The sequence below is a fragment of the Caulobacter sp. KR2-114 genome (genome assembly GCF_049446115.1).
In the GTDB taxonomy this organism is placed as follows: Bacteria; Pseudomonadota; Alphaproteobacteria; order Caulobacterales; family Caulobacteraceae; genus Acaudatibacter.
Genome location: NZ_JBMSEC010000002.1, coordinates 171,157 through 197,428 on the forward strand (window position 1 = coordinate 171,157; position 26,272 = coordinate 197,428).

Genomic DNA, 26,272 nt, shown 5'->3' on the forward strand with positions numbered 1-26,272 from the left:
AGGCTGGCGGCGCATACTCGCCTTTGGAGCGTCCGCGATGACCCGAAAAGTCGAAGCCTCTCAACGCCGTCGGCCGCGACAGGCGCGCTCGCGGGCGACCTACGACTCAATATTGCAGGCCGCGCTGGAAGTGCTGGCCCGGGACGGCGCCGGTCGGCTGACCACCAACCGGGTCGCCGAGCGCGCCGGCGTCAGCATCGGCACGCTCTACCAGTACTTCCCCGACAAGACCGCCATCCTGCTGGCGGCGGCGCGGCGCGAAGCGTTGGCCGGGACAAGCCTGGCCGGCTGCAAGGCGCTGCTCGATGCGCTGGCGCGGCGGCTGGAGGAACTGCTGGGCGGCGGGTTGGCCGGGGCGGCGGGGGCCGTCGCCTCGCGGGCCGCGCGTCGCGCGTCGCCCTGGGACGGCCTGGAACGGCGGGCGGCCGACTGGCTGGCCTGGCTGCTGCCGCAGCCGGCTCTGATGCCCGTCAGGGCGCGGCGAAGGTTCTGACCAGCGGCAGGACCTCGCCCCAGGCGTCGAGCACGCCGCCATGGCCGGCGGCGCGCGCCAGGGGCTCGAGCCCGGCCAGCAGGGCCTGCAGGGCGGGGACGGGGATGGGGCTCAGCGCCTGATCCAGCAGCGCCAGGAGGTCCACGGCCGGCCACGGCGCGTGGCTCAGCGGGTGCTCGGTCAGCTCCCAGGCAAGGTATTTGGCGTAGGGCCTCAGCCGGCCGCCGTGCAGGGCGAAGACGGCGTCGAGGAAGGCGTCCGGCGCCTGCGCCGCCTCCAGCCGCGAGGCCAGGGCGTCGCCGTCCCTGAGGCATTTGCAGGCCCTGTAGAGCTGGTTGACGAAGCGGTCGAGCGCGGCGTCGATGAAGGCGAAGACCTGATCCGGAGGGACCGCCGCCTTGGCGTCGATCAGCGCCTGGATGTCGCCGGTGCGGTCGATCAGCGCCCGGACGTGGGCGAAGCTGTAGCGATCCCAGGCCTGCGGGCCGCCCCAGGCCGCGTAGGCGGCAAAGCCCGCGTGGTCGAACACCTGGGCGTCGAAGCCCGGAATCGCCGCCAGGCGGGCCCTCCAGGGCGGGTGGCGGCCATCCTGGAGCACCAGGCCGAGGTCGTAGTCCGAGCGGGCGGTGGCGCGTCCCTTGCCGCGCGAGCCGCCGAGCCACAGGCCCAGCACCTCGGGCGAGCCCTGCGCCTCGGCCAGCAGCCGGGCGAAGGCGGCGTCCCCCTCAGAGATGCTGGAGGTTCTGGCCGCCACGGGTGAAGCGCAGGAACGGGGCCGGCCGCGCCGGGTCCTTCAGCCGCTGGGGCACCTCGCGCAACACGAAGCGGGTGACGGTGGGCAGGTCGAGGGCGAGGGCCGCTTTGAGGTCGAACCAGGCGATCTCGTCCAGCTCGCCGCAGTCAGCCTGGCGCTCCAGGCTGACCAGGCGCGCGGCGTCGGCCAGGAAGAAGCGGGCGTCGAAGCGCTTGGGCACCATCGGCGGGGTGATCGCCCGGGCGATAAAGTCGAGCGCATCGAGGTCCGGCAGCACGCCCTGGGCCAGGAATTCGCGCCAGGGCCCGACGGTCGGCCGCGACGGGCCGGGCTTGCCCAGCAGCAGGCCGGTCTCCTCGAACGTCTCGCGCACCGCGGTCAGAGCCAGGGCGCGGCCACGGCCCGCCGGGGACAGCTTGTCCAGCTTCAGCGCCACTTCGGTCCGGACGTCGGTGGCGAACGGGGCGCGGAAGTCGCTGCGGTCGATGCGTCCGCCCGGGAACACCCACTTGTCCGGCATGAAGTCGTGCCCGCCGTGGCGGCGGCCCATCAGCACGCGCGGCCCGGGTCCGTCCTGGCGGATGATGATCAGGGTGGCCGCGTCCCGGGGACGGGCGGCCTTGGAGCCAGGCTTGCGCTGGATGCGCATGGCCTGCTCGGGCTGGGGGTCAAACGCTTGTTCGGTCATCCCCCGACTGTAGGCGCGGGGCGGGCCGCGGGAAAAGCCTGTCGTTGCGGAAACGTCGCCAAGGTTGCGTTTACCCTGCGCTGCGCCGAAACGTCCCGGTTCGACAGCCGGTGCTTGTAGGCCGCATCTGGTTCCCGTCTAATTGCCGCATGATTGAGACCCCACCCCGGCTCGGGACGGTGGAGCGGCGGTGGTTGGGTCTGGTGCCCGCGCATCCGCCGCCGCGCTGGCTTGGCGTCACCCTGGCTGTCGTGCTGACAGGCCTGGGCGCGGTGGCGCGCCTGCTGATTCCGCCTGTGCACGGCGTCGACATGCCCTTCATCGCCTTCCTGCCGGCGGTGCTGATCGCCACCGTCTGGGGCGACTGGCTCGCGGGCCTGGTCGCCATCGTGCTGGGCGCGGCAGTCGCGGCGGCGATCTCGCAGACCCGTCCGACGCCGCTGCCGCTGACCGCCTTCGTCGCTCCGTCGGTGATCGCTCTGCTGTCGGGGCTGCTGATCCTGATGGTGGCCGAGATGATGACCCGCACCATCCGCCAGCTGGCGGCCAGCGAGGACCGTCTGCGGCTGCTGGTGGCCGCCACCGCCGCCTTCGTCGTGCGGCTGGACGGACGGGGCGAGCGGCTGTTTCCCAGCCCCGAGTGGCGCGCCTTCACCGGCCAGAAGCACGAACGCCGCCCGGGCGCCTGGCGCGACATGCTGCACCCGGACGACGCCCCGGCCTTCGCCAGGCTGGGCGACGGTCCCGTGAAGCTGGAGGCGCGGCTGCGCCACGCGCCCAGCGGCGAGCATCGCTGGACCTCCTTCAGCCTCGCCCCGGTGACCCGCCGCGGCGTGGTGCGCGAGTACCTGGGCGCCGTCGAGGACATCCACGAGCGCAAGCTGGTTGAGGAGCGCGGCCGTATCCTGGCCGACGAACTGGCGCACCGGGCGCGCAACGGCATCGGCATGGTGCAGGCGGTGGTCGCCCAATCGGCCCGCGGCGCGGCCAGTGTGGAAGACCTGCGCGACACGGTGATCGCCCGGCTGGGCGCCATGGCCAAGGCGCAGGACATCCTGGATCTCGAAAAGGGCGAGACCGCCACCCTGCATGCGGTGGTCGACCAGGTGCTGTCGTCCTTCGACCGCGCGCGCATCGACGTCAGCGGACCCTCCGACACGGTGCTGAACCGGCCCGCGGCCATCCTGCTGGGCCTGATGATCTACGAGCTCGGCACCAACGCGGTGAAGTACGGGGCGTTGTCGACGCCGGAAGGCCGTGTGGCCGTGACGCTGGGCAAGACCGCCGATGGCCTGGTCACGCTGGCCTGGCGCGAAAGCGGCGGCCCGCCGGTGAAGGTCTCGGAACGGCAGGGTTTCGGCCACCGCCTGCTGCAGACCGGCCCGGCCAATCTCGGCGGCGCTTCGGACATCCGCATGGAGCCGGACGGGGTGAAGGCCACGATCAGCCTGCGGCCGTGAAGCTGATCCCGCCCTAGAAGGCCAGGCGGCCCTCCAGCTCGCCGAACGGGCGCATGACCTGCTCGCGATAACCTCCCCGCTGGCCCAGGCGGGCATACCAGGCCTCGACGTTCGGCAGGGCAGGGCGGGCGATGCGCATCTCGTAGTAGCGATAGAGCAGGGTTCCCGACGGGATGTCGGCCAGGGTCAGGGCGTCGCCGGCGAGGTAGGCCTTGTCGGACAGCTGGGCGTCGAGCGCCCGCAGGGCCGCCTCGGCGGCGGCCAGCAGGGCGGCGTTGCGGCCCTCGTCGCGTTGCGCCGGCGGCGTGCGGTACCAGCCCCAGAAGAAGCCGATCAACGCCGGCTGCAGCGTGGTCTGGCTCCAGTCCATCCAGGCGTCGATTTGCGCCTGGCGGGCCGGGTCGTCCGGCCACAGGCCGGCGGCGGCGTGGGCGCGCGCGAGGTGGCGCAGGATGGCCCCTGACTCCCAGACCACCACGCCGTCATCCTCGATCACCGGCACCTTGCCGTGGGGATTGAGGGCGCGGAAGGCCGGCTCGTCCAGGCCACCATGGTCGCCCCCGGCCGGAACGTGCCGGTGGGGAAGGCCGATCTCGGCGATCGCCCACATCACCTTCTGGACGTTGATCGACGACAACCGGCCCCAGACGGTGAGGCTCACCGCCGCTTGCCCTTCTTGCGCGGACCGCCCGGCCGCAGCAGCTTGGCGCGGCCCGCGCCGCCGCCCCTCGGTCCGCCTTTCGGGCCACCGCGCGCCGGTCCGCCCCGCAGGCCGCGCGAGCGGCCGGCGAAGGGCGTGCGTGGCGCGTTGGGATCGGCCGGCTCGGGGTCGCTGAGCATCTCGAACACCAGCCCGCCGGTGATCGGCGTCGCCTCCCGCAGCCTCACCTCCACCATCCGGCCCAGGCGCCAGCGCACGCCGGTGCGCTCGCCCACCAGGGCGTGGGCCGCCTCGTCGTGCACGAAATAGTCGGATCCCAGGCTGGAGACGGGCACCAGGCCGTCGGCGCCGGTCTCGCTCAGGCGCACGAACAGGCCAAAGCGGGTGACGCCCGTGATCCGGCCCTCGAAGTCGGCCCCGACGCGGTCCTCCATGAAGGCGGCGATGTAGCGGTCGGTGGCGGCGCGTTCGGCGGCCATGGCGCGGCGCTCGGCGGCGGTGATCCGCTCGGCGGTGTCCTTCAGGCGGGCGATGTCCTCGTCGCTCAGCCCGTCATTGCCCAGGCCTAGGGCGCGGATCAGGCCGCGGTGCACGATCAGGTCGGCGTAGCGGCGGATCGGCGAGGTGAAGTGGGCGTAGCGGTCGAGGTTGAGGCCGAAGTGGCCGATATTGTCCGGCGAATAGATCGCCTGCATCTGGGTGCGCAGCACCACCTCGTTGACGATCTCGGCGTGCGGCCCCTCGCGGGTCTGATGCAGCAGCTGGTTGAAGCGGTCGGTGCGCGGCGCCTGGCCCTTGTTCCAGGGGATGCCGAGCGTGGCCAGGAAGTCGGTCAGCGCCTGGACCTTCTCGTCGCTGGGCGTGTCGTGCACCCGGTAGACCAGGGGGGAATGGCGCTGCTCCAGGGTCTCGGCGGCGGCGACGTTGGCCTGGATCATGTACTCCTCGATCAGCTTGTTGGCCTCGAGGGTCTGGCGCGGGGTGATGGAGGCGATGCGCCCGTCGGCGCCGATGCGCACGCGCCGCTCGGGGCTGTCGATCTCGATCGGCGAGCGGGCGTCGCGGCCCTGCTTCATCACCGCATAGGCGGCCCACAGCGGCTTCAGAACGGTTTCCAGCAGCGGGCCGGTCTTGTCGTCCGGGAAGCCGTCGATGGCCGCCTGCGCCTGCTCGTACGAGAGCTTGGCCGCCGAGCGCATCAGGCCGCGCTCGAACCGGTGACTGCGCTTGCGGCCGTCCTTGCCGAAAACCATGCGTACGGCCATGCAGGCCCGCGGCTCGCCCTCGCGCAGGGAGCACAGGCCGGCCGACAGGGCCTCCGGCAGCATCGGCTCGACCCGATCGGGGAAGTAGACGCTGTTGCCCTTCTCCCGCGCCTCGCGGTCCAGGGCCGAGCCCGGCCGCACGTAGGCGGCGACGTCGGCGATGGCCACCCAGACGATCCAGCCGCCGGCGTTCCTCGGATCCTCGTCCGGCGCAGCGTACACCGCATCGTCGTGGTCGCGGGCGTCGGGCGGGTCGATGGTCAGCAGCGGCAGGTCGCGCAGGTCCTTGCGCCCGGCCAGGGTCGGCGGCTTTGCGGCGGCGGCCTCCGCCTCGGCGGCTTCCGAGAAGCCCGTCGGGATGCCCAGGGTGTGGATGGCGATCAGCGAGGCGGCGCGCGGGTCGTCCTCGCGGCCGACCACCTCCAGCACCCTGCCGCGCTTGGGGCCGTGGCGGCGGTCGACGTCGCCGCCCACCTGCGCCAGGACCAGGTCGCCGTCGCGAAGGTCCTCCGCCTCCAGCGGCGTCAGCAGCAGGCTTTCCTTGCTCTTGCGATCGACCGGTTCGACCCGGGTCTCGCGCCGCGACTTGCGCACCACGCCCAGCACCCGGTGGGCGCTCTGGCCGAGGCGCTTGATGATGCGCGCTTCGAACTCGCCGGTCTCCAGCTTCTCGAAGCGCACCAGCAGCCTGTCGCCCAGGCCGGGGGCGCCGGCCGCGACCTCGCGCCGGTCGGGGGCGAGGCGCACCAGGGGCGTGTCCTCGCCCGCCTTGGTGAGCCGCACATAGAGCTCGCCGTCGGCGTCCCGGTCGGTGACGTCGGCCACCCCGACGGGCGGCAGGGCGCCGGCCTCGGCCACGCCCTTGCGGCCACGGCGGCCCAGCGCGCCGGTGTCTTCCAGGTCCTTGAGCAGCTCGCGCAAGGCGCGCCGGTCCGCGCCCTTCAGGCCGAAGGCGCGGGCGATCGCCGCCTTGTCGGTCTCGCCGGCCTGGCGGATGAACTCGAGCAGGGCCTCGCGGTCCGGCAGGCCCTGCGGCGCATGCTGGGCTTCGGCGGCCCGGGCGGGGCGAGGGGGACGCGGCTTACGCATGCCCTGCTTTAGCGCGGATACCGAGAGTCGGCGACCCGGGGGGCTTCCGGCGCGCTTCGGGCCTGGAGGACGCGGCGGCGCTTGCCGTCATTTTTGTCGATGTGACCCGTCCGGGCGGCTAGAGGTGGGCGCCTGCGCACGCCACCCCAGGAGACCCCGATGAGCTTTGCGACGCCCCTCAGCCTGGCCGGTCCTCTGCGCCAGCCGCGCCAGATGCTCGCCGAGCAGGAATACGGCGGCCACGCCTCGATCCACGACGACGCCATGGCCGAGAAGCTGGGCTTCCGCGCCGGGCCGATCGAGGGGCCGACGCACTTCAGCCAGTTCCAGCCGCTGCTGGCCCACATCTGGGGCCGCCGCTGGTTCGAGAGCGGCTGCATCTCGTCGCACTTCCTGAACATGGTCGTGGAGGGCGAGAGCGTTCGCGCCTTCGCCGAGATCCCGCCCGAGGGCGCGACCTCGACCCGGGTCTGGGCCGAGAAGGCCGATGGGACGCCGGTGCTGGAGGCCAGCGCCAGCGTCGGGCCGAGGGACGAGACCAGCGAGCCGACCCTGCTGGAAACGCGCATGGCGGCCCTGCGCCCGCCCGGAAAGCTGCTGATCCTCGAGGATCTGAGGGTTGGCATGACCGGCGTCCGCGACGAGCGGGTGCGCATGGAGGCCGACCAGAACATGGGCGCCCTGTACCCATTCAGCCTGAACCAGAAGCTGGCGGCGATCACCGAGCCTTCGCCCTGGTTCTCCGATCCGGCCGCCTCGCCCTGGGGGCGGGCGATCATCCCCTTCGAGATGCTCAGCGTGCTCTTCGAATACACCAGCCGGGAGGCGGGCTTTCCGGTGAAGGGGCCGGCCGTGGGGCTGTTCGCCGACCAGGAGATCCGACTGATCGACGGGCCGCTGTTCGTAGGCGAGACCTATGTGCTGCGCCGCGAGATCGTCGCCCTGGCCGAGAGCAAGCGCACCGAGTCCTACTGGGTGCGCACCCGGGTGTTCGATGCGGCAGGGGAGAGGCAGGTGGCCGAGATGCTGCTCAATCACGCCAGCCTCAAGCAGTCCTACGCCGGCTACGCGTCCGCGGAGGCCTGAGGCGCGCCAAGGCGACGGCGCCTCGCGCGGCGACGTTCACATCCATGTTTCTGCCGGGGGCGGACGCGGAAGCGGTTGCCCGCCGCGCACTCCGCTCCGATGCTCCGGGTCGGGCAAGCCGCCCGGCGAGGCGGCGCGCGGAGGATGCGATGCAGTGGGCGTTCACCGGCGAGCAGCAGGAATTCCGCCAGGTCCTGCGCCGCTATTTCCAGGAGGTCTCGCCGACCCCGACCGTGCGGCGGCTGATGGAGACCGAGGCGGGGTGGGAGCGGGCGGCCTGGCGTGAGCTGAACGACACCCTGGGGCTTTGCGGGGTGCACGTCCCGGAAATCTACGGCGGCCAGGGCTTCGGCTTCGTCGAGCTGGGCATCGTGCTGGAGGAAATGGGCCGGGCGCTGGTCTGCGCGCCCTTTTTCGCCTCCGTGGTGCTGGCGACCACCGCCATCCTGAACGGGGCGAGCGAGGCGCAGAAGGCCGCGCTGCTGCCGCCGCTGGCGCTGGGCGAAACTATCGCCACCCTGGCGTTCACCGAGCCCAACGGCCGCTGGGACTTCGGCGGCGTCGAGACGACGGCGACCCCGTTGGACGGCGGCCGCTACCGCCTCGACGGGGTCAAGAGCTTCGTGCTCGACGGCCACACCGCCGACCTGATCCTGGTGCTGGCCCGCCGGCCTGGATCGGCGGGCGACGAGGGCCTGTCGCTGTTTGCGGCGCGGGCCGGCGCCGCCGGCCTCGAGCGCAGGCCGCTGACGGCGCTCGATCCCACCCGCAAGATCGCCTTGCTGTCCTTCGACGGCGTGGAGGCCGAGCTGCTGGGCGAGGCGGAAGCGGCCGCCGGGCCGATGGCCCTGACCCTGGCCCAGGCGGCGACGTGCCTGGCCAGCGAGTCGGTCGGCGGTGCCGAGAAGCTGCGCGAGTCCGCCCTGGACTACGCCATGCTGCGCATCCAGTTCGGCCGCCCCATCGCTGCGCTGCAGTCGATGAAGCACAAGCAGGCCGACATGCTGGTGGAGGTGGAGCTGGCCCGGTCGGCGGCCTACGCGGCGTCGGCGGCGGCCGACGACGACGGCGGGCGCGGCGGCGGCGAGTTCATGGCGCTGGCCTCGCTCGCCAAGGCCAGCGCCTCGGAGGCCTATCTGCAGACGGCGCTGCACACCATCCAGATCCACGGCGGCATCGGCTTCACCTGGGAGAACGACACCCATCTCTGGTTCAAGCGGGCCAAGAGTTCGGAGGTGTTCCTCGGCGACCCGACGTGGCGGCGCGAACAGATGATGCGGGCATGGGGGCACTGATGGACCAGCAAGGCGAAACCCTGCCAACGGCGGACGCGGTCCGCGAGGCGATCCGGGCCTGGCTGGCCGAGACCTGGCGTCCGACCTACGGCCTGGTCGAGTGGCGCAACATCCTGGTCGACGCCGGCTGGGCGGCGCCCGGCTGGCCCAGGGCCTGGTTCGGGCGCGACCTGCCGCCGCCCCTGGTGGCGGTGGTCGAGGAGGAGATGCGCCGCGCGGGCGCTGTCGGTCCGGCGCGGGCGGGGCCGCGCAACCTGGCCTCGGCCACCCTGCTGGCGCACGGCGACGACGCCCAGAAGGGCCGCTTCCTGCGCCGCATCCTCACCGGCGAGGACAGCTGGTGCCAGCTGTTCAGCGAGCCGGGCAACGGTTCGGACCTGGCCGGGGCGATCACCCGCGCCGACTGGCGGGACGGCCGCTGGGTGATCAACGGCCAGAAGGTGTGGACCACCAGCGCGCATCATGCCGACTGGGGCCTGCTGCTGGCGCGCACCGACTGGGACGTCCCCAAGCACCAGGGCCTCAGCTATTTCGTCATCGACATGCGCCAGCCGGGCGTCGAGGTGCGGCCGCTGCGGCAGATGAACGGCCACGCCTCGTTCAACGAGGTGTTCTTCACCGACGCCGAGGTTCCGGCCGAGCTGATGGTCGGCGCGCGCGGGGAGGGGTGGGCTGTGGCCAACACCACCCTGATGCACGAGCGGCGCGGCTTCGCCGGCGGCGGGGGCGGCGTCGGCCTGGCCGAGGCCGGGTCGCGGCAGGGCGGCATCTATGACGAGGAGCGCGCCGAGACCGCCATCGCGATGGAGCCGTACAAGTGGTACCCGCAGCGCGCGGGCCGCGTGGACCTGGTGATCGAGCGGGCGCGCGAGACCGGCAAGCTGTCAGATCCGGTGGTGCGCCAGGAGATCGCCCGGCTGCTGATCCTCAGCCGCAGCGCTGACTTCACCGCCCGCCGCGCTCGCGCCGCCCAGGCCCAGGGCCAGCCGCCGGGACCGGAAGGCTCGATCGCCAAGCTGGTCGCCAGCCATGTGGCGCGGGCCGCGGCGCGGGCGCACACCCTGATCAGCGGCGCGGACGCCATGCTGTCCGGCGCCGACGGTCCGCACGACGGGATCATCGCCGAGGTGCTGGTCTCCGTGCCGGCGGTGTCGATCGCCGGCGGCACCGACGAGATCCAGCGCAACATCCTGGCCGAACGCGTGCTGCGTATGCCCAAGGATGGGTCGGTCGATCCCGCCAAACCCTTCCGCGAGATCGCCGGCGGCGCCTGAGGTCGCGAGCGGTCGGCGTGCTCACGACGCCGTCGGCTCGGCGCCCCCGTTGAAGCGGCCGAAATGCCGGGCGCTGAACAGCCCGATCAGCAGGGCGCCCGCGCCGCTCGCCGCGACATCCGGGACCGCCTTGAAGTCGAAGGCGCCGACCTGGCAGACCAGGCCGTAGCCCAGCGCGAGGTTGAAGAAGCCCCACAACACGTTGACGGTGGAAGACGACAGGCCCTGCCCAGGCGGCTTGGCGAACGGGCTCTGGAACGGCCGGCCCATCACGCCGGCGACCAGGTGCGGCGTGGCGTTGCAGAGGAAGGCGCCGCCGAAGAACCAGGCGATCAGGTGGGGGATGCTGGCCGGCGCCATATCAGGGGGCCTTGTCCAGCAGGGCCACGATCTCATCGGCCGTCCCGGTCTCGCCCAGCCGCGGGAAGACGTTGGCCACGCTGTAGGCGTGCGCCTCGGCGCGGGGGTCGAACATCGCATCCACCGCCAGGCTGACGTTGTACCCGGCCTCGTAGGCCTGCCGCGCGGTGGCCTCGACGCCCGTGCCGGTGGCGACGCCGGTGACCACCACCTGGGTCACGCTCAGCGCCTTAAGCCGGGCGTCGAGATCGGTGGTGGCGAAGGCGCCCCAGGTGAACTTGGTGACCACGATGTCGTCCGGCTGCTGGCCCAGCTCGGGCAGAAAGTCGGCGAAGCCCTCCGGCAGCGTGGCGGGGACGCGGCGCGGCTGCTCGGTGCGTCCCGGGGCGACGCCGGCGGCGTTGATCAGCACCACCGGAAGCCTGCGGGCGCGGAACGCGTCCAGCAGGGCGCGCGTGCGCTCCGCCACGGCGGCGACGGGCGGCGGCAGGGGCGGCGCCAGGATCCCTTTCTGCAGGTCGACGACGAGCAGGGCGGTGTTACGGTCGAGCGTGGTCAGCGTCATGGGCGAACCTCCAAGGCGGGCGGGGCGGCGGTCACTCGTCGAGCAGCCGGCGGAACAGCGCGAGCGTCTCGGCCAGATGGTCCTGTTCCTGCGGGCTGAGCCGCTCGGCCAGCGCCCGCGACAGCCAGTCCCGGCGGGCGGCGCGGCCCTCGACAAGCCACTGGCGGCAGGCGTCGGTCATCGACAGCAGGGTCTGGCGGCCGTCGTTCGGGTCGGGCGCCCCACGCACGAAGCCGACGGCTTCCAGGGCGGCCACGACGGCGGCCATCGACTGTGGCCGCATGCCCTCCGCCCGCGCCAGGCTGGAGGTGGTGGCGGGGCTCTTCTCCAGATTGAGCAGCACCGCCACCTGCGACGGGCTCAGGTCGCCGGCGTTCGACTCTTCCCGCATCCGTCGCCTCAGCCTGCCAACGGTGGACATCAGGTCGGCGGCAAGCGCGGCCGTCGGGTCGGATGGGGGCGGGCTGGCGTCGTCCATGGGGGGGACGGTGGCATATCGACAGATTGTCTGTAAAGTCGAACTGTACAGATTAGCTGCATATATTGACGTCGGTCGCAGCGGCGTGCTGCCGTCGGTCCCTCCCCATGACGGGGAGGGCGAAGGGGGGATCAGCCCGCGGCGGCCTTTTTGGCGGCAGGCTTCTTCGCCGCCGCCTTCTTCTTGGCGGCGGGCGACTTGGCCTTGACCACCTTGGCCGTGCCGGGATCCGGGGCCTTCTTGGCTGCGGCGGCCTTGCGCGCCGGCTTTTTCTTGCCGCCGCCGCCCTTGTCCTCGCGGGCGGCCAGCAGGGCCACGGCCTCTTCCATGGTCAGGGCCGCCGGATCGGCGCCCTTGGGCACGTTGGCGTTGGTGCTCTCGTGCTTGATGTACGGCCCGTAGCGGCCCGACAGCACCCGCACCGGCTTGCCGGTCACCGGGTGCTCGCCCAGTTCCTTCAGCGCCGCGGCCTCGGTGCGACCGCGCCCGCCACGTCCGCCGCCGGCGCGCTTTTCCGCCAGCACGGCGACGGCGCGGTTGAGGCCGATGTCGAACACCTCCTCGGTCCCGGCCAGGTTGGCGTAGGTCCCGTTGTGCTGCACGTAGGGCCCGTATCGGCCGATGCCGGCCAGGATCACGCCGCCTTCGTCCGGGTGAACGCCCACCTCGCGCGGCAGGCGCAGCAGGCGCAGCGCCTTGTCCAGGTCGATCGACGCCGCCGGCCAGTCCTTGGGCAGGCTGGCGCGCTTGGGCTTCTCGTCGGTCTCCTCGACATAAGGCCCGAAGCGGCCAGCTTTCAGCCAGATGGTGTGGCCGGTGGCGGGGTCGACGCCCAGTTCGCGGTCGCCGGTGGTCTCGCCGTTGGCGTCGTCGTCGTTGGCGGCCAGCGGCCGGGTGTGACGGCATTCCGGATAGTTGGAGCAGCCGATGAAGGCGCCGAACTTGCCGGTCTTCAGGCTCAGCCGGCCCGTGCCGCAGGTGGGGCAAAGGCGCGGGTCCGAGCCGTCCGGCTTGGCCGGGAAGATGTGCGGGCCCAGCGCCTCGTTCAGCGCCTCCAGCACCTGGGTCATGCGTAGCTCGCCGATCTCGCCGACGGCGGCGTGGAAGTCCTGCCAGAAGTCGCGCAGCAGCGCCTTCCAGTCCAGCTCGCCGGCCGATACCAGGTCCAGGCGCTCTTCGAGGGCGGCGGTGAAGCCGTAGTCGACATAGCGGCGGAAGAACTGCTCCAGGAAGGCGGTGACCAGGCGGCCCTTGTCCTCGGGGATGAAGCGGTTCTTCTCCATCCGCACATAGGCGCGGTCGCGCAGTACGGTCAGGATCGAGGCGTAGGTGGAGGGCCGGCCGATGCCCAGCTCTTCCATCTTCTTGACCAGCGAGGCTTCAGAGTAGCGCGGCGGCGGCTCGGTGAAGTGCTGGTCGGCGCGGGCCTGCAGCACCCGCGCGTCGGCGCCCTCCTTGATGATCGGCAGGCGCCCGCCATCCTCGTCGGCCTCGTCGTCACGGCCTTCCTCGTAGACCGCCAGATAGCCGGGGAACAGCACCACCTGGCCGGTGGCGCGCAGGCCGGTCTGGCCGTCGGCGCTGTCGAGGTCGACGGTGGTGCGCTCGATGCGCGCCGATTCCATCTGCGAGGCGATCATCCGCTTCCAGATCAGCTCGTACAGCCGGCCGAGGTCCGGATCGAGCCGCAGCTTGCCGGGATTGCGCTCCAGGCTGGTGGGGCGGATCGCCTCGTGCGCCTCCTGGGCGTTCTTGGCCTTGGTGGTGTAGCGGCGCGGCGCCTCGGGCACGTAGTCCTTGCCATAGAGGGCGCCGATCACGTGGCGCGCCTCATCCAGCGCCTCGGGCGCCGACTGCACGCCGTCGGTCCGCATGTAGGTGATCAGGCCGACGGTCTCGCCGCCGATGTCCACGCCCTCGTACAGCTTCTGGGCCGCCTGCATGGTGCGCTGGGCCGAGAATCCCAGCTTGCGGGCCGCTTCCTGCTGCAGGGTCGAGGTGGTGAAGGGCGGCGGCGGCGAGCGCCGGCCCGGCTTCTTCTCGACGGCGGTGACCTTGAAGGTGGCCGCCTCCACGGCGGCCTTCGCGGCCAGGGCCGAGGTCTCGTTACCCAGGTCGAACTTGGTGAGGCGCTTGCCTTCGTGCTTGACCAGCCGGGCCAGGAACGGGTCGGAGCCGGCGGTGACGTCGGCGTCGATGGACCAGTATTCCTGGGTCTTGAACGCCTCGATCTCCATCTCGCGGTCGACGATCAGGCGCAGCGACACCGACTGCACACGCCCCGCCGAGCGGCTGCCCGGCAGCTTGCGCCACAGCACGGGCGACAGGGTGAAGCCCACCAGATAGTCCAGCGCGCGGCGCGCCAGGTAGGCGTCGACCAGCTCCATGTCGATGTCGCGCGGGTTGGCCATGGCCTCCAGCACGGCGGACTTGGTGATGGCGTTGAACACCACCCGCTGCACGGTGGCGTCCTTGAGCACCTTCTTGCGCTTGAGGATCTCCAGCACGTGCCACGAGATCGCCTCGCCCTCGCGATCCGGGTCGGTGGCCAGGATCAGGCGGCTGGCGCCTTTCAGCGCATCGGCGATCTCGTTGACCCGCTTGGCGGACTTGGCGTCCATGTCCCAGCTCATGGCGAAGTCCTCGTCGGGCTTCACCGAGCCGTCCTTCGACGGCAGGTCGCGGACGTGGCCATAGGAGGCCAGCACCTTGTAGTCGGACCCAAGGTACTTGTTGATGGTCTTGGCCTTGGCCGGACTTTCGACGACGACGACGTTCATGCGGGACTGTTCAGCGCCTGCTGCAAGGGGGGACGACGGCGTCGCCGGGGCGGCGCGGTGGCGGAAAGTGGGGGCGAGGGCGCCGCTCTGTCAACGTGGCCGCCGTGCTTCTGGGTCAAGGCGGAGCTCATTGTCCGCCCCCTTCCTCGTAGAGGAAGAGCGGGCTGGACTATTTTTTCGCCCCCCGGACGGGCTCAGCCCGCCACCGCCAGGGCGCCCGGCAGCAGCTCCGCCCGGCCGGCGAGGGCGAGCTCCATCAGGGCGGCGAGCACGATAGGCGTCGGGGCGCCGGACTGGCGGGCCAGTTCGTCGATCGGCATCGGCGTCGGCGACAGCAGGCCGGCGAGACGTTCGCGCACGGCGTCGACGTCGCCGTCGTCGGGGGCCGCGCCGGCGCCCTGATAGGCCGGGGGCTCCGGGTCGGCCAGGCCACGCAGGCCGTTCAGCACCGCCAGCACGTCTTCCGCGCTCTCGACCAGCGTCGCGCCCTGGCGGATCAGGTCGTTGGCGCCCCGCGCCCGCGGGTCGAGCGGCGAGCCCGGCACCGCGAACACCTCGCGGCCCTGTTCGCCGGCCTGGCGGGCGGTGATCAGCGAGCCGGACTTCAGCTCGGCCTCCACCACCACCACGCCCAGCGACAGGCCCGAGATGATGCGGTTGCGACGGGGGAAGTCCTGCGCCTGGGCGCGCCGGCCGGGCGCCGATTCCGAGACGATGCAGCCGCGCGCCGCCAGCTGGGCGTGCAGGCCGGCGTTCTCCGGCGGATAGATATCGTCGATCCCGCCGCCCAGCACGGCGACCGTGCCGTAGGGCAGGGCGCCCTCATGCGCCGCCGCGTCGATGCCGCGCGCCATGCCGGAGACCACCGCATAGCCGGCCCGGCCCAGGTCGGCGGCCAGGCCCTGCGCAAACCGGCGGCCGGCCGCGGAGGCGACCCGCGCGCCGACGATACCCACCGCCCGCGGCCGCAGCAGGTCGGCGTCGCCCAGGGTCCAGATCAGTGGCGGCCGCGGGTCCAGCTCCAGCAGCAGGCGCGGGAAGGCGGGGTCGGCGGCGCAGATCAGCCGCGCGCCGAGCGCCTCGCCGGCGGCCAGTTCGCGCTCGGCGTCGGCCGCCGTGGGGATGGCGAGCGGCTGGGCGCGGCCGCCGCGCCGGGCGACCTCGGGCAGGGCTTCGAGCGCCCGCGCCGGGGTTGCGTAGCGTTCCAGCAGGCGGTTGAAGGTGACGGGCCCCACAGCTTCCGCGCGCGCCAGCCGAAGCCAGTCGACGATTTCCCGGGCGCTCAGGGACGGACGCGGCATGGGATCTTGCGACTTACTCTGCGGCCGGCGGCGCGGCCGCGGCCTTCGAACCGCCGATCCGCGGCTCCTCGCCCTTCAGCAGGCGGCAGATGTTCTCGGTGTGCCGGACGTAGATCAGCACGGCCATGAAGGCGGCCAGGTACACGCGATAGATCTTGCCCTCGCCGCCGGGATCGACGGCGAACACCAGCAGCGGCGAGAGCGCCGCCGCGACCAGGGCCGACAGCGAGGAGATGCGGAACAGCACGGCCATGGCGATCCACGTCGCGCCGGCCATCAGCCCTGCGGGCCACGAGACGGCGATCAGGGTGCCGAAGAAGGTGGCCACCCCCTTGCCGCCCTTGAACCTCAGCCAGACCGGGAAGATGTGCCCCAGGAAGGCCGCGCCGGCCGCCAGGACCGCGGCGAGCGGGCCGAACAGCCAGCCGGCCGTCAGCGCCGCCACGGCCCCCTTGCCGCCGTCGGCCAACAGGGTGATGGCCGCCAGGTCGCGCCGTCCGGTGCGCAGCACGTTGGTGGCGCCGATGTTGCCCGAGCCGATCTTGCGCACGTCGCCGGCGCCGCCCAGGCGGGTGACGATCACCCCGAACGGGATCGAGCCCAGCAGATAGCCGCCGACCAGCGGGGCGATCAGGGCAAACGTGGGGTCGGCGTCGGTCAGCATGGCCACAGTCTAGGTTGCGGGCGCGCGGCGCGATAGGCCTTCGAGGCGGGTCTGCATCGCCGCTCAGGCCTCGTAGACGATCCGGCCGTCGACCAGGGTCATCAGCACCTTGCCCTGCAGGCGGCGGCCGTCGAACGCGGAGTTCTTCGACTTGGAGATCAGCTCGGCGGCGTCGATCAGCTGCGGCGCGTCGATGTCGCACAGCACCAGGTCGGCGGGGGCGCCGGGGGCCAGCCGGCCCGCGGGCAGGCCGATGGCCTCGGCGGGCGCCAGGGTCACGGCCCGGATCAGGGTGACCAGCGGCGCGCGGTCCTCGTGATACAGGGTCAGCAGCGCCGGCAGCAGGGTTTGCAGGCCGACGGCGCCCGGCGTGGCCTCGTCGTAGGGCAGGCGCTTGTCCTCGGGCGGCGCCGGGGTATGGGCCGAGACGATGATGTCCACCAGGCCCGACGCCACCGCCTCGATCAGGGCCAGGCGGTCATCCTCGCTGCGCAGCGGCGGCGTCAGCTTGCAGAAGGTGCGGTAGTCGCCGATGTCGATCTCGTTGAACGACAGGTGGTTGATCGAGGCGGTCGCCAGCAGCTTCACGCCCCGCGCCTTGCCGCGCGCCAGGGCCTCCAGCGGCTGGGCGGCGCTGATCTGGTCGACCAGCAGGCGCGCGCCGGTCAGCTCGGCCAGGGCGATGTCGCGCTCCAGCATGATGGTCTCGGCGGCGACCGGCACGGACGGCAGGCCCATCCGCCCGGCCAGCTCGCCCTCGGTGGCGGCGGCGCCGGCGCTGAGCCACGGATCGGCCGGCCGGTGCGCCACCAGCACCCCCAGCGCCGAGGCGTAGGACAGCACGCGGCGGAACACCTTGGAATCGATGATCGGCTGGTCCGCGTCGGTGACGTAGACGCAGCCGGCGTCGTGCATCAGGCCGATCTCGGCCATCGCCTTGCCGCCGAGGCCCTTGGTGGCCGCGCCGGCGGGATAGACGTGCACCAGCTCGATGTCGCGGGCCCGGCGCAGGATGAAGTCGACCACCGACGGGTCGTCCACCGCCGGCTCGGTATCCGGCTGCACCACGATCGAGGTCACCCCGCCCGCGGCGGCGGCGCGGGCGGCCGACTTCAGCGTCTCGCGCGGCTCGTTGCCCGGCTCGCCGGTCTTGACCCGCAGGTCGATCAGCCCGGGGCACAGCATGGCGGCGTTGCAGTCCACCACCCGGATCTCGGGCGACAGGTCGTTGAAGCCGACCTCGTGGCTGACCGCGGCGATGCGGCCGTTCTCCACCAGCAGGGCGCCGGGGCCGTCGTATCCGGTCGCCGGATCGACCAGGCGGGCGTTGATGAAGGCGATGGGAGGGGCGGTCATCAGAGCTGTTCGCGCTCCATCCATTTGTCGACGGCGGGGGGCTGGTAGGCGGCGAAGGCGTCCAGGGCGTCCTGCGGGGTGTCGGCGAAGATCGCCATGTCGCGGTGCATCGGCTTGAGGAAGGCCTGGCCGGTCATGTGGTTCAGGAAGGCGCGCAGCGGATCGTAGAAGCCCGCGACATTGACGAAGCCCACGGGCTTGGCGTGGAAGCCGAGCTGGCCCCAGGTCCAGACCTCGAACACCTCCTCCAGGGTGCCGATGCCGCCGGGCAGGCTGAGGAAGCCGTCCGACAGGTCCGCCATCCGCGCCTTGCGCTCGTGCATCGAGTCCACGACCTCCAGCCGGGTCAGGCCGGTGTGGGCCAGCTCCTTGGCGGCGAGGCCCCGCGGCAGCACGCCGAACACCTCGCCCCCCGCGGCCAGGGCCGCATCGGCGACCTGGCCCATCAGCCCGACCTTGGCGCCGCCGTAGACCAGGGCCAGGCCCCGCTCGGCGATCGCCCGGCCGGTGGCCTGGGCGGCGGCCTCGTACGCCGGGTCGGCGCCCGGGCTGGAGCCGCAGAAGACGCAGACGGCGTTCATCGGACCGGCCGTCATCGGTTGTCGAGCCGCGCGGCCAGCGAGGCCAGGATCGCCATGCGCGTGGCGACGCCCATCTCCACCTGGTCCTGGATCAGGCTGACGGCCAGGTCGTCGGCGACGTCGGAATCGATCTCCACCCCGCGGTTCATCGGCCCGGGGTGCATCACCTTCACATGCGGCGCGGCCCTGGCCAGCTTCTCGCGGTCGAGGCCCCACAGGCGGAAGTATTCGCGCATCGACGGCACCAGGGCCCCCTGCATGCGCTCCAGCTGCAGGCGCAGCATCATGACGATGTCGCAGCCCTCGATGCCCTGGCGCAGGTCGTGGTGCACGCTGACGCCCCAGCGGGCGACATCTGTGGGCATCAGGGTCGGCGGCCCGACCACCCGCACCTCGGCGCCCAGCATGGTCAGCAGGCCCACGTTCGAGCGGGCCACGCGGCTGTGCAGCACGTCGCCGCAGATCGCCACCTTAAGGCCGTCGATGTGGCCGAAGGCGCGGCGCATGGAGAGGGCGTCCAGCAGGGCCTGCGACGGGTGTTCGTGCTGGCCGTCGCCGGCGTTGACCACGCTGCAGCTGACCTTCTGCGACAGCAGCGAGGCGGCGCCCGACGAGGCGTGGCGCACCACCAGGATGTCCGGCTGCATGGCGTTCAGCGTCACCGCCGTGTCGATCAGGGTCTCGCCCTTGGAGATCGACGAGGTGCGCGGGCTCATGTTGACCACGTCCGCCCCCAGCCGCTTGCCGGCCAGCTCGAACGAACTCTGGGTGCGGGTCGAGGCCTCGAAGAACAGGTTGATGAGGGTGCGGCCCTTCAGCAGGTCGACCTTCTTGGCCGCCTGCCGGTTCAGCGAGACGAAACCGTCGGCCAGATCCAGCAGGTCCTTGACCTGGATCGGATCGAGATCGTTGACCGACAGCAGGTGTCGGCGCGGAAACGGGAAGGTCCGCGCGCGGACCTCGTCGAGGCCGGGGGCAGGGGTGCTCATGAAAGGGGCGTTCTAGGCAGGTTTGACGAAGGGGGGAAGGGTGGTTCTCTGCTGGAGCCCCCTTCCCGGCCTCCGGCCGTACTTCCCCCATAGGGGGAAGAGACACAGCGCAAGAGCTCGCGCCTGCGCTCTCTTCCCCCTCAGGGGGAAGTACCCGCGAAGCGGGGGTAGGGGGCTGCCGCGCGCCGGCCTAGAGGCTCCGCATCCGATCCAGCGCCCCCTGCAGGATGTACGCGGCCGCCATCTTGTCCACCAGGTCGGCGCGGCGGGCGCGGGTGATGTCGGCTTCGTCGATCAGCACCCGGTTCACGGCGACACTGGACAGGCGCTCGTCCCAGAAGGCGATCGGCAGGTCCTTCAGGCGCAGCAGGTTGCGGCCGAAGGCGCGGGCGGACTGGCTGCGGGGGCCTTCCGTGCCGTCCATGTTCACCGGCAGGCCGATGACGATGCCGGCGGCGTGGCGGCTGGCCATGGCCTTGAACAGGGCCTCGGCGTCCTGGGTGAACTGGGTCTTGCGGATCAGCTCCAGCGGGCTGGCGATCATCAGCGAGGCGTCGGAGACGGCCACGCCAATGGTCTTCGTGCCCAGGTCCAGGCCGACCACGGGGGCGCCGCGGGGCAGGGCGGCGGCGAGTTCAGTGATGTCGAGGACGGCCATGGCCCGGCATCGGCCGGGCGCGCGCACTTGTCAAACAGGGCGGCGGGCGGGTAACCCCACCCCTTCCTCTGGATGGAGCCACCATGGCCGTCGACGCCGCCACTGTCCGCAAGGTCGCCAATCTCGCCCGCATCCGCGAGCCCGAGGAGCGGCTGGAGCCCCTGGCCCGCGAGATCTCGGGCATCATGGCCTGGATCGAACAGCTCAACGAGGTCGACACCGACGGTGTCGAGCCGATGACCTCGGCCGTGCAGGTGGCGCTGCCGATGCGCGAGGACGTGGTCACCGACGGCGGCGATCCCGCCAAGGTGCTGTCCAACGCGCCGAAGTCGGACAGGAACTTCTACGTCGTGCCGAAGGTGGTCGAATAATGAGCGCCCTGACCGACATCAGCCTGAAGGACGCGCTGGAAGGCCTGAAGAGCAAGCGCTTCTCCGCCACCGAGATTACCCAGGCGCACATCGCCGCGATCGAGGCCGCCCGGCCGCTGAACGCCTATGTCGCCGAGACGCCCGACCAGGCGCTGGCCATGGCCGCCGCCGCCGACGCCCGCATCGCCAAGGGCGAGGCCGGGCCGCTGGAAGGCGCGCCCCTGGGCATCAAGGACCTGTTCTGCACCGAGGGCGTGCGTTCGGCCGCGTGCTCGAAGATCCTCGAAGGCTTCAAGCCGACCTACGAGTCCACCGTCACCTCGAACCTGTGGCGCGACGGGGCGGTGATGCTGGGCAAGCTGAACATGGACGAGTTCGCCATGGGCTCGTCCAACGAGACCAGCTTCTGCGGCCCGGTGATCAACCCCTGGCGCTCCCGGGACTCGAACCAGAAGCTGACGCCGGGCGGCTCGTCCGGCGGCTCGGCCGCCTCGGTGGCGGCCAACCTCGCCCTGGGCGCCACGGCCACCGACACCGGCGGCTCGATCCGCCAGCCCGCGGCCTTCACCGGCACCGTGGGCATCAAGCCGACCTACGGGCGCTGCTCGCGCTGGGGGATCATCGCCTTCGCCTCGTCGCTGGACCAGGCCGGCCCGATCGCCCGCACCGTCGAGGACGCCGCGATCCTGCTGAAGTCGATGAGCGGACACGACCCGAAGGATTCCACCAGCCTGCCCGCCGAGGTGCCGGATTTCCCGAGCTTCGTCGGCAAGTCGGTCAAGGGCCTGCGCATCGGCGTGCCCAAGGAATACCGCGTCGACGGCATGCCGGCCGAGATCGAGACCCTGTGGAGCCAGGGCATCGCCTGGCTCAAGGACGCCGGCTGCGAGATCGTCGAGGTGTCGCTGCCGCACACCAAGTACGCCCTGCCGGCCTACTACATTATCGCCCCGGCCGAGGCGTCGTCGAACCTCGCGCGCTATGACGGCATGCGCTACGGCCTGCGCGAGGCGGACGGGCAGAGCCTGGACGACGTCTACAAGCAGACCCGCGCCGCCGGCTTCGGCGACGAGGTCAAGCGCCGCATCCTGATCGGCACCTATGTGCTGTCGGCGGGCTACTACGACGCCTACTACCTGAAGGCGCTGAAGGTGCGCCGGCGGATCGCCGACGACTTCACCCAGGCCTTCGAGAAGGTCGACGCCCTCTTGACCCCCACCGCGCCGTCGGCGGCGTTCGGCCTGGGCGAGAACAGTGCCGATCCGCTGGCGATGTACCTGAACGACATCTTCACGGTGACGGTGAACCTGGCCGGCCTGCCGGGCATGAGCCTGCCGGGCGGCGTCGACGCCAACGGCCTGCCGCTCGGTCTGCAGCTGATCGGCCGGGCGCTGGACGAGGGCACGCTGTTCTCGCTGGGCGGCGCGCTGGAAAAGGCGGCCGCCTTCAGGTCCAGGCCCGAGCGCTGGTGGTAGCCTTCAGGCGCGCTTGCGCACCGCGGCGTCCAGACTCCAGGCGCCGCCGCCGGCGAACACCAAGTACAGGAACACCCAGCACATCAGGATCGCCGCGTCGCCGCCGTTGACCGCCGGCCAGGGGCTCTTGGGGGCGTGGGCGATGAAGTAGCCGACCGCCATCTCGCCCGAGCACAGGAACGCCGCCGCCCGGGTGAACAGGCCGACCGCGATGAGGGCGCCGCCCACCACCTCGATCCAGGCCGCCGCCAGCAGGATCGCGGGCAATGGGTTGGGGGCGCCGGGCTGCGGCGCCGGGAAGTGGAACAGCTTCATCAACCCATGCTCCATGAAGAGCAGGGCGGTCAGGATGCGCAGCAGGCTCAGCACCCGCGGCGACCACGCGTTCAGTCGGTCCATGTCTTCAGCCTCCCCCTTTTCGACGGGTATGGATCAGGCCGCCTTGGCCTCCATCTCCGCCATTCTCTGGATCGCCACGTAGTCGGTCTTGCCTGATCCGAGCACTGGCACTTCCGGAACCTTGACGATGCGGCGCGGCACGGCGAGATCCGGCGCGCCCTGGCGCTTGGCGTGCGACACCAGCTTGTCGACCTCCGCGTCGGGCCGGTCGGTGACCAGCACCAGCCGCTCGCCCTTCTTCGGATCGGGCAGGGAGATCACCGCGTGGCGGGCGTCCGGCCACAGGCTGACCGCCAGATCCTCGGCGGCGGTCAGGGAGACCATCTCGCCGCCGATCTTGGCGAACCGCTTCACCCGACCGAGGATGGTGATCCACTGGTCCTCGGTGATCTCGACCACGTCGCCGGTGTCGTGCCAGCCGCCCGGCGGCGGCTCGATGGCGCCGCCCTCGTGCAGATAGCCCTTCATGATGTTGGGCCCGCGCACATAGAACCGGCCGCCGCGGGGGATGCCCTCCACGGGTTCGAGCCGGGTCTCGATGCCCGGCAGCAGGCCGCCGACGGTGCCCGGCCGGTTGTCGGCCGGCTTGTTCACCGCGATCACCGGCGAGGCCTCGGTGGCGCCGTAGCCTTCCAGCAGCGGGATCGGGCCGAAGCGTTCGCGGATCAGGGCGTGGGTCTCGTCGCGCACCTTCTCGGCGCCGCAGACCACGAACTTCACCGTCGCGAAGTCGCCGGCGTCGGCGGCCCGGGCGTACTGGTTCACGAAGGTGTCGGTGGCCAGCAGGATGCTGGCCTTGGCGTCCCGCAGCAGCGGCGGGATCTGCTTGACGTGCAGCGGGCTGGGGTACTGGAACGCCTTCATCCCGGTCAGGATCGGCAGGAACACGCCGCCGGTCAGGCCGAAGCAGTGGAACACCGGCAGAGGGTTGAACATCACCCAGGCCGGGTCCAGCGGGATGTGGGCGGCGATCTGGGCGACGTTGGCCAGGATGTTGCGCTGTGACAGCACCACGCCGCGCGGCGCGCCGAAGCTGCCGGAGGTGAACAGGATCACCGCCGCGTCGTCCGGCTTGCTGTCGACGCGGAAACGCTTCGGCGCCAGGGAGGCGGCCAGGGCGAACAGGCGGTCGCCCGTGCCGATGGTCTGGCGAACGTCCTCCAGATAGGTGATCTGGCAGGTCTCCTCGAGCGCATCGACGATGTCGTGCAGCTTGCCCTGCTCGATGAAGCGGTGCGAGGTCAGCACCCGCCTGACCCCTGCCAGCTTCACGGCCGCCCGCAGGTTCCGCAGCCCCGCCGTGAAGTTCAGCATCGCCGGAACGCGGCCGAAGGCGTGCAGACCGAAGAAGGTCACGGTCGCCGCCGACGAGGACGGCAGCAGCAGGCCCACATGCTCGCCGCGCGTGGTCAAGCCGGCGATCTTGCGCCCCAGGGCGAAGGCGGCGCGGATCAGGTCGGTGTAGCTGAGTGGATTGCGCTCCTGGTCCTCCAGGATCGGCTTCTTGGCGCCATAGCGGCGCGACGCCTCGAGCAGGGCGTCGAACAGGTTGCGGTCGGCGTCGGCGGGATCAAATGCGCGCGACATGCGCGGAGAACCTCCCAGAACTGGATCGTGCTTGGTCTTGTTGCGCGGACGCTACAGAGGCGGGCCGGGCTTGGAAAGCGCCGTCAACCGGGGCGTGACGGGCGCGGCGCGGACGTGGCGGCCGGCGCCGGCGCCAGTCGAGCGCGGATGAAGGCGTCGATGTCCGCCAGCCAGGCCTGGCGCACCGCGTCGCGTTCCAGCTCCAGCATCGGCCCGGCGTCGGCCAGGACGTGCGCCTCGCAGTGCGGCAGGTCGCGGCAGCCGCGCGCGCCTTTCGCTGGTTCCAGCACCAGGGTCGGCGCCTGAAGGCTCTTCAGATCATCGCGCGCCAGCCGGGCCGAGAGGTTGTAGGCGCTGACCCAGGCGACGCTGGGATCGCCCACCCGCAGGTCGGGGTTGGCCGCTTGCCAGAGACGCGGCGCGCGCCCGCGCCAGGGGTCGTGCGTGCCCCCCCAGGTGAAGGGGTCGCCGGCGTCGCGGCGCCAGGCATGCCCGCCCAGCGCGCGCCGGCGGCCGCCCAGCAGCACCTCGAAATCGGTCATTGCCCCGCCCGGACGCTCGTCGAGCGCCGGGCTGCTGAGAATCATCCCCTGCGCCGCCAGCGGCCGCTCGCCGGCGCGCACCGCCACCATCGCGCCGACGCCTTCGCCAAGGATGAACAGCGGCGTGTCCTTCGGCGGCCGGATCACCGTCGCGATGATGGCGCGCACGGCCGCCGCGTCCGGGTTGAACGAGCGCAGGTAGCCCAGGTCGCGCGGGCCGGTCAGCCGTCCCGAGCCCCCCTGGCCCGAACCGTCCAGCACCCAGACCCCATAGCCCCTGGCGTTGAGGTCGGCGGCGGTCTCGAACCAGGTCTCGGCGCTCTCGCCATAGTCCGGCAGGATCAGCACCTGGGCGCGCATCGCGGTGGCCGGCGCGCCGACGCCGTAGCGCTGCGGCGGGGCGTCCCCGAGCTGGATCAGGCCCCAGCCCCAGCCCTCGGGCGGATAGAACCGTGCGCCGAGCGTGGGCGGGGTGCGGGTCTCGGCGCACGGCCGCGCGGCGTCGCGGCCGGTGCAGGCGGCGAGCAGCAGCAAGACGGCGATGGCGGCCCACCCGCGACCCATGTCCCCTGATCTCCCGGCAGGACCGAACCGGCAACCGGAAACAACCGCCGGCTTTTGCCGTTAGGCTTGGAAAGGTCAGGGAAGGACGTGGGGGATGGCGACAGGACAGGGCGACGGCATCGTCGTCACCGATGTGCCGGCGCGGCTCGACAACCTGCCGTGGGGCCGGTTCCACTGGCTGGTGGTCACCGCGCTGGGGGTCACCTGGATCCTCGACGGGCTGGAGGTGACCGTGGTCGGGGCGCTGTCCGGCGCGCTGGGCTCGGGCCACGGGCTGTCGCTGACCCCCTCGCAGATCGGCCTGACCGGCAGCGCCTACATCGCCGGCGCGGTGATCGGGGCGCTGGTGTTCGGCCGCCTGACCGACACCCTGGGACGCAAGCGACTGTTCACCGTCACCGTCGCCGTCTACCTGACGGCGACCCTGGCCACCGGCCTGTCGTGGGATTTCTTCAGCTTCGCCGTCTTCCGGGCGATCACCGGGGCGGGGATCGGCGGGGAGTATGCGGCCGTCAACTCGGCGGTGCAGGAACTGATCCCGGCGCGCCGGCGTGGCCAGACCGACCTGATCATCAACGGCAGCTTCTGGATCGGCGCCGCCCTGGGGGCCATCGGCTCGGTGATCGTGCTGGATCCGAGGATCCTGCCGCCGGCGATCGGCTGGCGGTTCGCCTTCGTCGGCGGCGCGGTGCTGGGGCTGGTGGTGATCTATGTCCGCCGCTTCCTGCCGGAGAGCCCGCGCTGGCTGATGACCCACGGCCGCGTGGCCGAGGCGGAGGCGATCGTCGGCGCCATCGAGTCGCGGGCCGGTCTCGCCGCACCGACGGGCCTGCCGAGGATCGGCCTTCGCGCACGCGCCGGCACGGGGCTGATCGACGTGGCGCGGACCCTGATCGCCACCTATCCGCGGCGCACGGTGCTGGGCGTGACGCTGATGGCCACCCAGGCGTTCTGCTACAACGCCATCTTCTTCACCTACGCCACCATCCTGACCACCTTCTACCAGGTCCCGCCAAACAGCGTCGGCTGGTTCCTGCTGCCGTTCGCGGCGGGCAACGTGCTAGGCCCGCTGTTGCTGGGCTGGATGTTCGACCGCATCGGCCGGCGGCCGATGATCACCGCCACATACGCCATCGCCGGCGTGCTGCTGATCGTCGTCGGCTGGCTGTTCGCACGGGGCGCCCTGGACGTCACCGAGCTTACGCTCTCGTGGAGCGTGATTTTCTTCTTCGCCTCGGCGGCGGCGAGCGCGGCCTATCTGACGGTGGGCGAGAGCTTTCCGCTGGAGACCCGGGCCATGGTCATCGCCCTGTTCTACGCCTTCGGCACCGGCCTTGGCGGCATCGCCGGCCCGGCGCTGTTCGGCGCCCTGATCGAGGGAGGCACGCGGGCGGGAATCTTTCCGGGCTATCTGCTGGGCGGCGCGCTCATGCTGCTGGCGGCGGGCGCCGAGCTCTGGCTGGGGGTCCGGGCCGAGCGACTGTCGCTGGAAGAGGTGGCGCCGCCGCTCTCCAGCGCCCCGATTCCCTGAGCTTGC

Annotated in this window: 25 protein-coding genes; 8 read left to right on the forward strand and 17 right to left on the reverse strand. The window is 71.8% G+C overall.

What is annotated here, in order from left to right:
- The first annotated feature begins 37 nt into the window (after positions 1-37).
- Positions 38-493 (forward strand): helix-turn-helix domain-containing protein, encoded by a 456-nt coding sequence (locus ACO2Q3_RS06870; RefSeq protein WP_423305818.1) that lies wholly within the window; start codon positions 38-40, stop codon positions 491-493.
- Here ACO2Q3_RS06870 and ACO2Q3_RS06875 read toward each other — a convergent pair.
- Complete coding sequence (locus ACO2Q3_RS06875; protein WP_423305819.1) at positions 471-1,247, reverse strand: nucleotidyltransferase domain-containing protein; 777 nt, start codon at positions 1,245-1,247, stop codon at positions 471-473. The two genes, ACO2Q3_RS06870 and ACO2Q3_RS06875, sit on opposite strands and share 23 nt — an antisense overlap.
- A complete protein-coding gene (locus ACO2Q3_RS06880) occupies positions 1,219-1,896 on the reverse strand; it encodes an NUDIX hydrolase (protein WP_423306917.1) in 678 nt (225 codons plus the stop codon). The genes ACO2Q3_RS06875 and ACO2Q3_RS06880 overlap by 29 nt, the downstream gene beginning before the upstream one ends.
- A 242-nt stretch (positions 1,897-2,138) precedes the next feature.
- Here ACO2Q3_RS06880 and ACO2Q3_RS06885 point away from each other — a divergent pair, with 242 nt between their 5' ends.
- Positions 2,139-3,395 carry a sensor histidine kinase gene (locus tag ACO2Q3_RS06885; protein WP_423306918.1) on the forward strand — a complete coding sequence of 419 codons (1,257 nt, stop codon included), beginning with the start codon at positions 2,139-2,141 and terminating at the stop codon, positions 3,393-3,395.
- A gap of 13 nt (positions 3,396-3,408) precedes the next feature.
- Here the strand turns inward: ACO2Q3_RS06885 and ACO2Q3_RS06890 are convergent, their stop codons facing one another.
- Both ACO2Q3_RS06890 and rnr read right to left on the reverse strand, forming a co-directional pair.
- On the reverse strand, positions 3,409-4,056 hold the full coding sequence (locus tag ACO2Q3_RS06890) for a glutathione S-transferase family protein (protein ID WP_423305820.1): 648 nt from the start codon (positions 4,054-4,056) through the stop codon (positions 3,409-3,411).
- Positions 4,053-6,410, reverse strand: coding sequence for a ribonuclease R (gene rnr / locus ACO2Q3_RS06895; protein WP_423305821.1), 2,358 nt, complete (start codon positions 6,408-6,410; stop codon positions 4,053-4,055). Before rnr ends, ACO2Q3_RS06890 begins: the two co-directional genes overlap by 4 nt.
- A gap of 159 nt (positions 6,411-6,569) precedes the next feature.
- Here rnr and ACO2Q3_RS06900 point away from each other — a divergent pair, with 159 nt between their 5' ends.
- The 3 genes from ACO2Q3_RS06900 to ACO2Q3_RS06910 all read left to right on the forward strand — a co-directional run bounded on the left by ACO2Q3_RS06900 (position 6,570) and on the right by ACO2Q3_RS06910 (position 10,065).
- Positions 6,570-7,496: a hypothetical protein gene (locus tag ACO2Q3_RS06900; RefSeq protein ID WP_423305822.1), complete on the forward strand. Its 927-nt coding sequence runs from the start codon at positions 6,570-6,572 to the stop codon at positions 7,494-7,496.
- 149 nt (positions 7,497-7,645) lie between these two features.
- Positions 7,646-8,791, forward strand: coding sequence for an acyl-CoA dehydrogenase family protein (locus ACO2Q3_RS06905; protein WP_423305823.1), 1,146 nt, complete (start codon positions 7,646-7,648; stop codon positions 8,789-8,791).
- Entirely contained in the window at positions 8,791-10,065 is a 1,275-nt protein-coding gene (locus ACO2Q3_RS06910; protein ID WP_423305824.1) for an acyl-CoA dehydrogenase family protein, read from the forward strand. The genes ACO2Q3_RS06905 and ACO2Q3_RS06910 overlap by 1 nt, the downstream gene beginning before the upstream one ends.
- A 21-nt stretch (positions 10,066-10,086) precedes the next feature.
- Here the strand turns inward: ACO2Q3_RS06910 and ACO2Q3_RS06915 are convergent, their stop codons facing one another.
- The 10 genes from ACO2Q3_RS06915 to ruvX all read right to left on the reverse strand — a co-directional run bounded on the left by ACO2Q3_RS06915 (position 10,087) and on the right by ruvX (position 19,797).
- Positions 10,087-10,425 (reverse strand): hypothetical protein, encoded by a 339-nt coding sequence (locus ACO2Q3_RS06915; RefSeq protein ID WP_423305825.1) that lies wholly within the window; start codon positions 10,423-10,425, stop codon positions 10,087-10,089.
- Position 10,426: 1 nt separating this feature from the next.
- Positions 10,427-10,990 carry an isochorismatase family protein gene (locus ACO2Q3_RS06920; protein WP_423305826.1) on the reverse strand — a complete coding sequence of 188 codons (564 nt, stop codon included), beginning with the start codon at positions 10,988-10,990 and terminating at the stop codon, positions 10,427-10,429.
- A gap of 31 nt (positions 10,991-11,021) precedes the next feature.
- Entirely contained in the window at positions 11,022-11,381 is a 360-nt protein-coding gene (locus ACO2Q3_RS06925; protein ID WP_423305827.1) for a MarR family winged helix-turn-helix transcriptional regulator, read from the reverse strand.
- A 218-nt stretch (positions 11,382-11,599) separates the two neighbouring features.
- Positions 11,600-14,248 carry a type I DNA topoisomerase gene (topA, locus tag ACO2Q3_RS06930; RefSeq protein ID WP_423305828.1) on the reverse strand — a complete coding sequence of 883 codons (2,649 nt, stop codon included), beginning with the start codon at positions 14,246-14,248 and terminating at the stop codon, positions 11,600-11,602.
- A 194-nt stretch (positions 14,249-14,442) separates the two neighbouring features.
- Positions 14,443-15,549 (reverse strand): DNA-processing protein DprA, encoded by a 1,107-nt coding sequence (gene dprA, locus ACO2Q3_RS06935; RefSeq protein ID WP_423305829.1) that lies wholly within the window; start codon positions 15,547-15,549, stop codon positions 14,443-14,445.
- 13 nt (positions 15,550-15,562) lie between these two features.
- Complete coding sequence (gene plsY, locus ACO2Q3_RS06940) at positions 15,563-16,213, reverse strand: glycerol-3-phosphate 1-O-acyltransferase PlsY (RefSeq protein WP_423305830.1); 651 nt, start codon at positions 16,211-16,213, stop codon at positions 15,563-15,565.
- 63 nt (positions 16,214-16,276) lie between these two features.
- Positions 16,277-17,569 carry a dihydroorotase gene (pyrC, locus tag ACO2Q3_RS06945; protein WP_423305831.1) on the reverse strand — a complete coding sequence of 431 codons (1,293 nt, stop codon included), beginning with the start codon at positions 17,567-17,569 and terminating at the stop codon, positions 16,277-16,279.
- The gene (locus tag ACO2Q3_RS06950; protein ID WP_423305832.1) at positions 17,569-18,165 is read right to left on the reverse strand and encodes a TIGR00730 family Rossman fold protein; all 597 of its coding nucleotides are present in this window, start codon (positions 18,163-18,165) and stop codon (positions 17,569-17,571) included. The genes pyrC and ACO2Q3_RS06950 overlap by 1 nt, the downstream gene beginning before the upstream one ends.
- Entirely contained in the window at positions 18,162-19,139 is a 978-nt protein-coding gene (locus ACO2Q3_RS06955) for an aspartate carbamoyltransferase catalytic subunit (protein ID WP_423305833.1), read from the reverse strand. Before ACO2Q3_RS06955 ends, ACO2Q3_RS06950 begins: the two co-directional genes overlap by 4 nt.
- Before the next feature lie 190 nt (positions 19,140-19,329).
- Positions 19,330-19,797 carry a Holliday junction resolvase RuvX gene (ruvX, locus tag ACO2Q3_RS06960; protein ID WP_423305834.1) on the reverse strand — a complete coding sequence of 156 codons (468 nt, stop codon included), beginning with the start codon at positions 19,795-19,797 and terminating at the stop codon, positions 19,330-19,332.
- An 83-nt stretch (positions 19,798-19,880) separates the two neighbouring features.
- Between ruvX and gatC the strand changes: the two genes are divergently transcribed.
- Positions 19,881-20,168, forward strand: coding sequence for an Asp-tRNA(Asn)/Glu-tRNA(Gln) amidotransferase subunit GatC (gene gatC, locus ACO2Q3_RS06965; RefSeq protein WP_423305835.1), 288 nt, complete (start codon positions 19,881-19,883; stop codon positions 20,166-20,168).
- Positions 20,168-21,643 (forward strand): Asp-tRNA(Asn)/Glu-tRNA(Gln) amidotransferase subunit GatA, encoded by a 1,476-nt coding sequence (gene gatA, locus ACO2Q3_RS06970; RefSeq protein ID WP_423305836.1) that lies wholly within the window; start codon positions 20,168-20,170, stop codon positions 21,641-21,643. Before gatC ends, gatA begins: the two co-directional genes overlap by 1 nt.
- 3 nt (positions 21,644-21,646) lie before the next feature.
- On the opposite strand, the gene ACO2Q3_RS06975 is transcribed toward gatA, so the two are convergent.
- The 3 genes from ACO2Q3_RS06975 to ACO2Q3_RS06985 form a co-directional block, all read right to left on the reverse strand.
- Entirely contained in the window at positions 21,647-22,042 is a 396-nt protein-coding gene (locus ACO2Q3_RS06975; protein ID WP_423305837.1) for a DoxX family protein, read from the reverse strand.
- Positions 22,043-22,075: 33 nt separating this feature from the next.
- Positions 22,076-23,629 (reverse strand): AMP-binding protein, encoded by a 1,554-nt coding sequence (locus tag ACO2Q3_RS06980; RefSeq protein ID WP_423305838.1) that lies wholly within the window; start codon positions 23,627-23,629, stop codon positions 22,076-22,078.
- 83 nt (positions 23,630-23,712) lie between these two features.
- Positions 23,713-24,735 (reverse strand): serine aminopeptidase domain-containing protein, encoded by a 1,023-nt coding sequence (locus ACO2Q3_RS06985; RefSeq protein WP_423305839.1) that lies wholly within the window; start codon positions 24,733-24,735, stop codon positions 23,713-23,715.
- Positions 24,736-24,829: 94 nt separating this feature from the next.
- Here ACO2Q3_RS06985 and ACO2Q3_RS06990 point away from each other — a divergent pair, with 94 nt between their 5' ends.
- A complete protein-coding gene (locus ACO2Q3_RS06990) occupies positions 24,830-26,266 on the forward strand; it encodes an MFS transporter (protein WP_423305840.1) in 1,437 nt (478 codons plus the stop codon).
- The last annotated feature ends 6 nt before the right edge of the window (positions 26,267-26,272 follow it).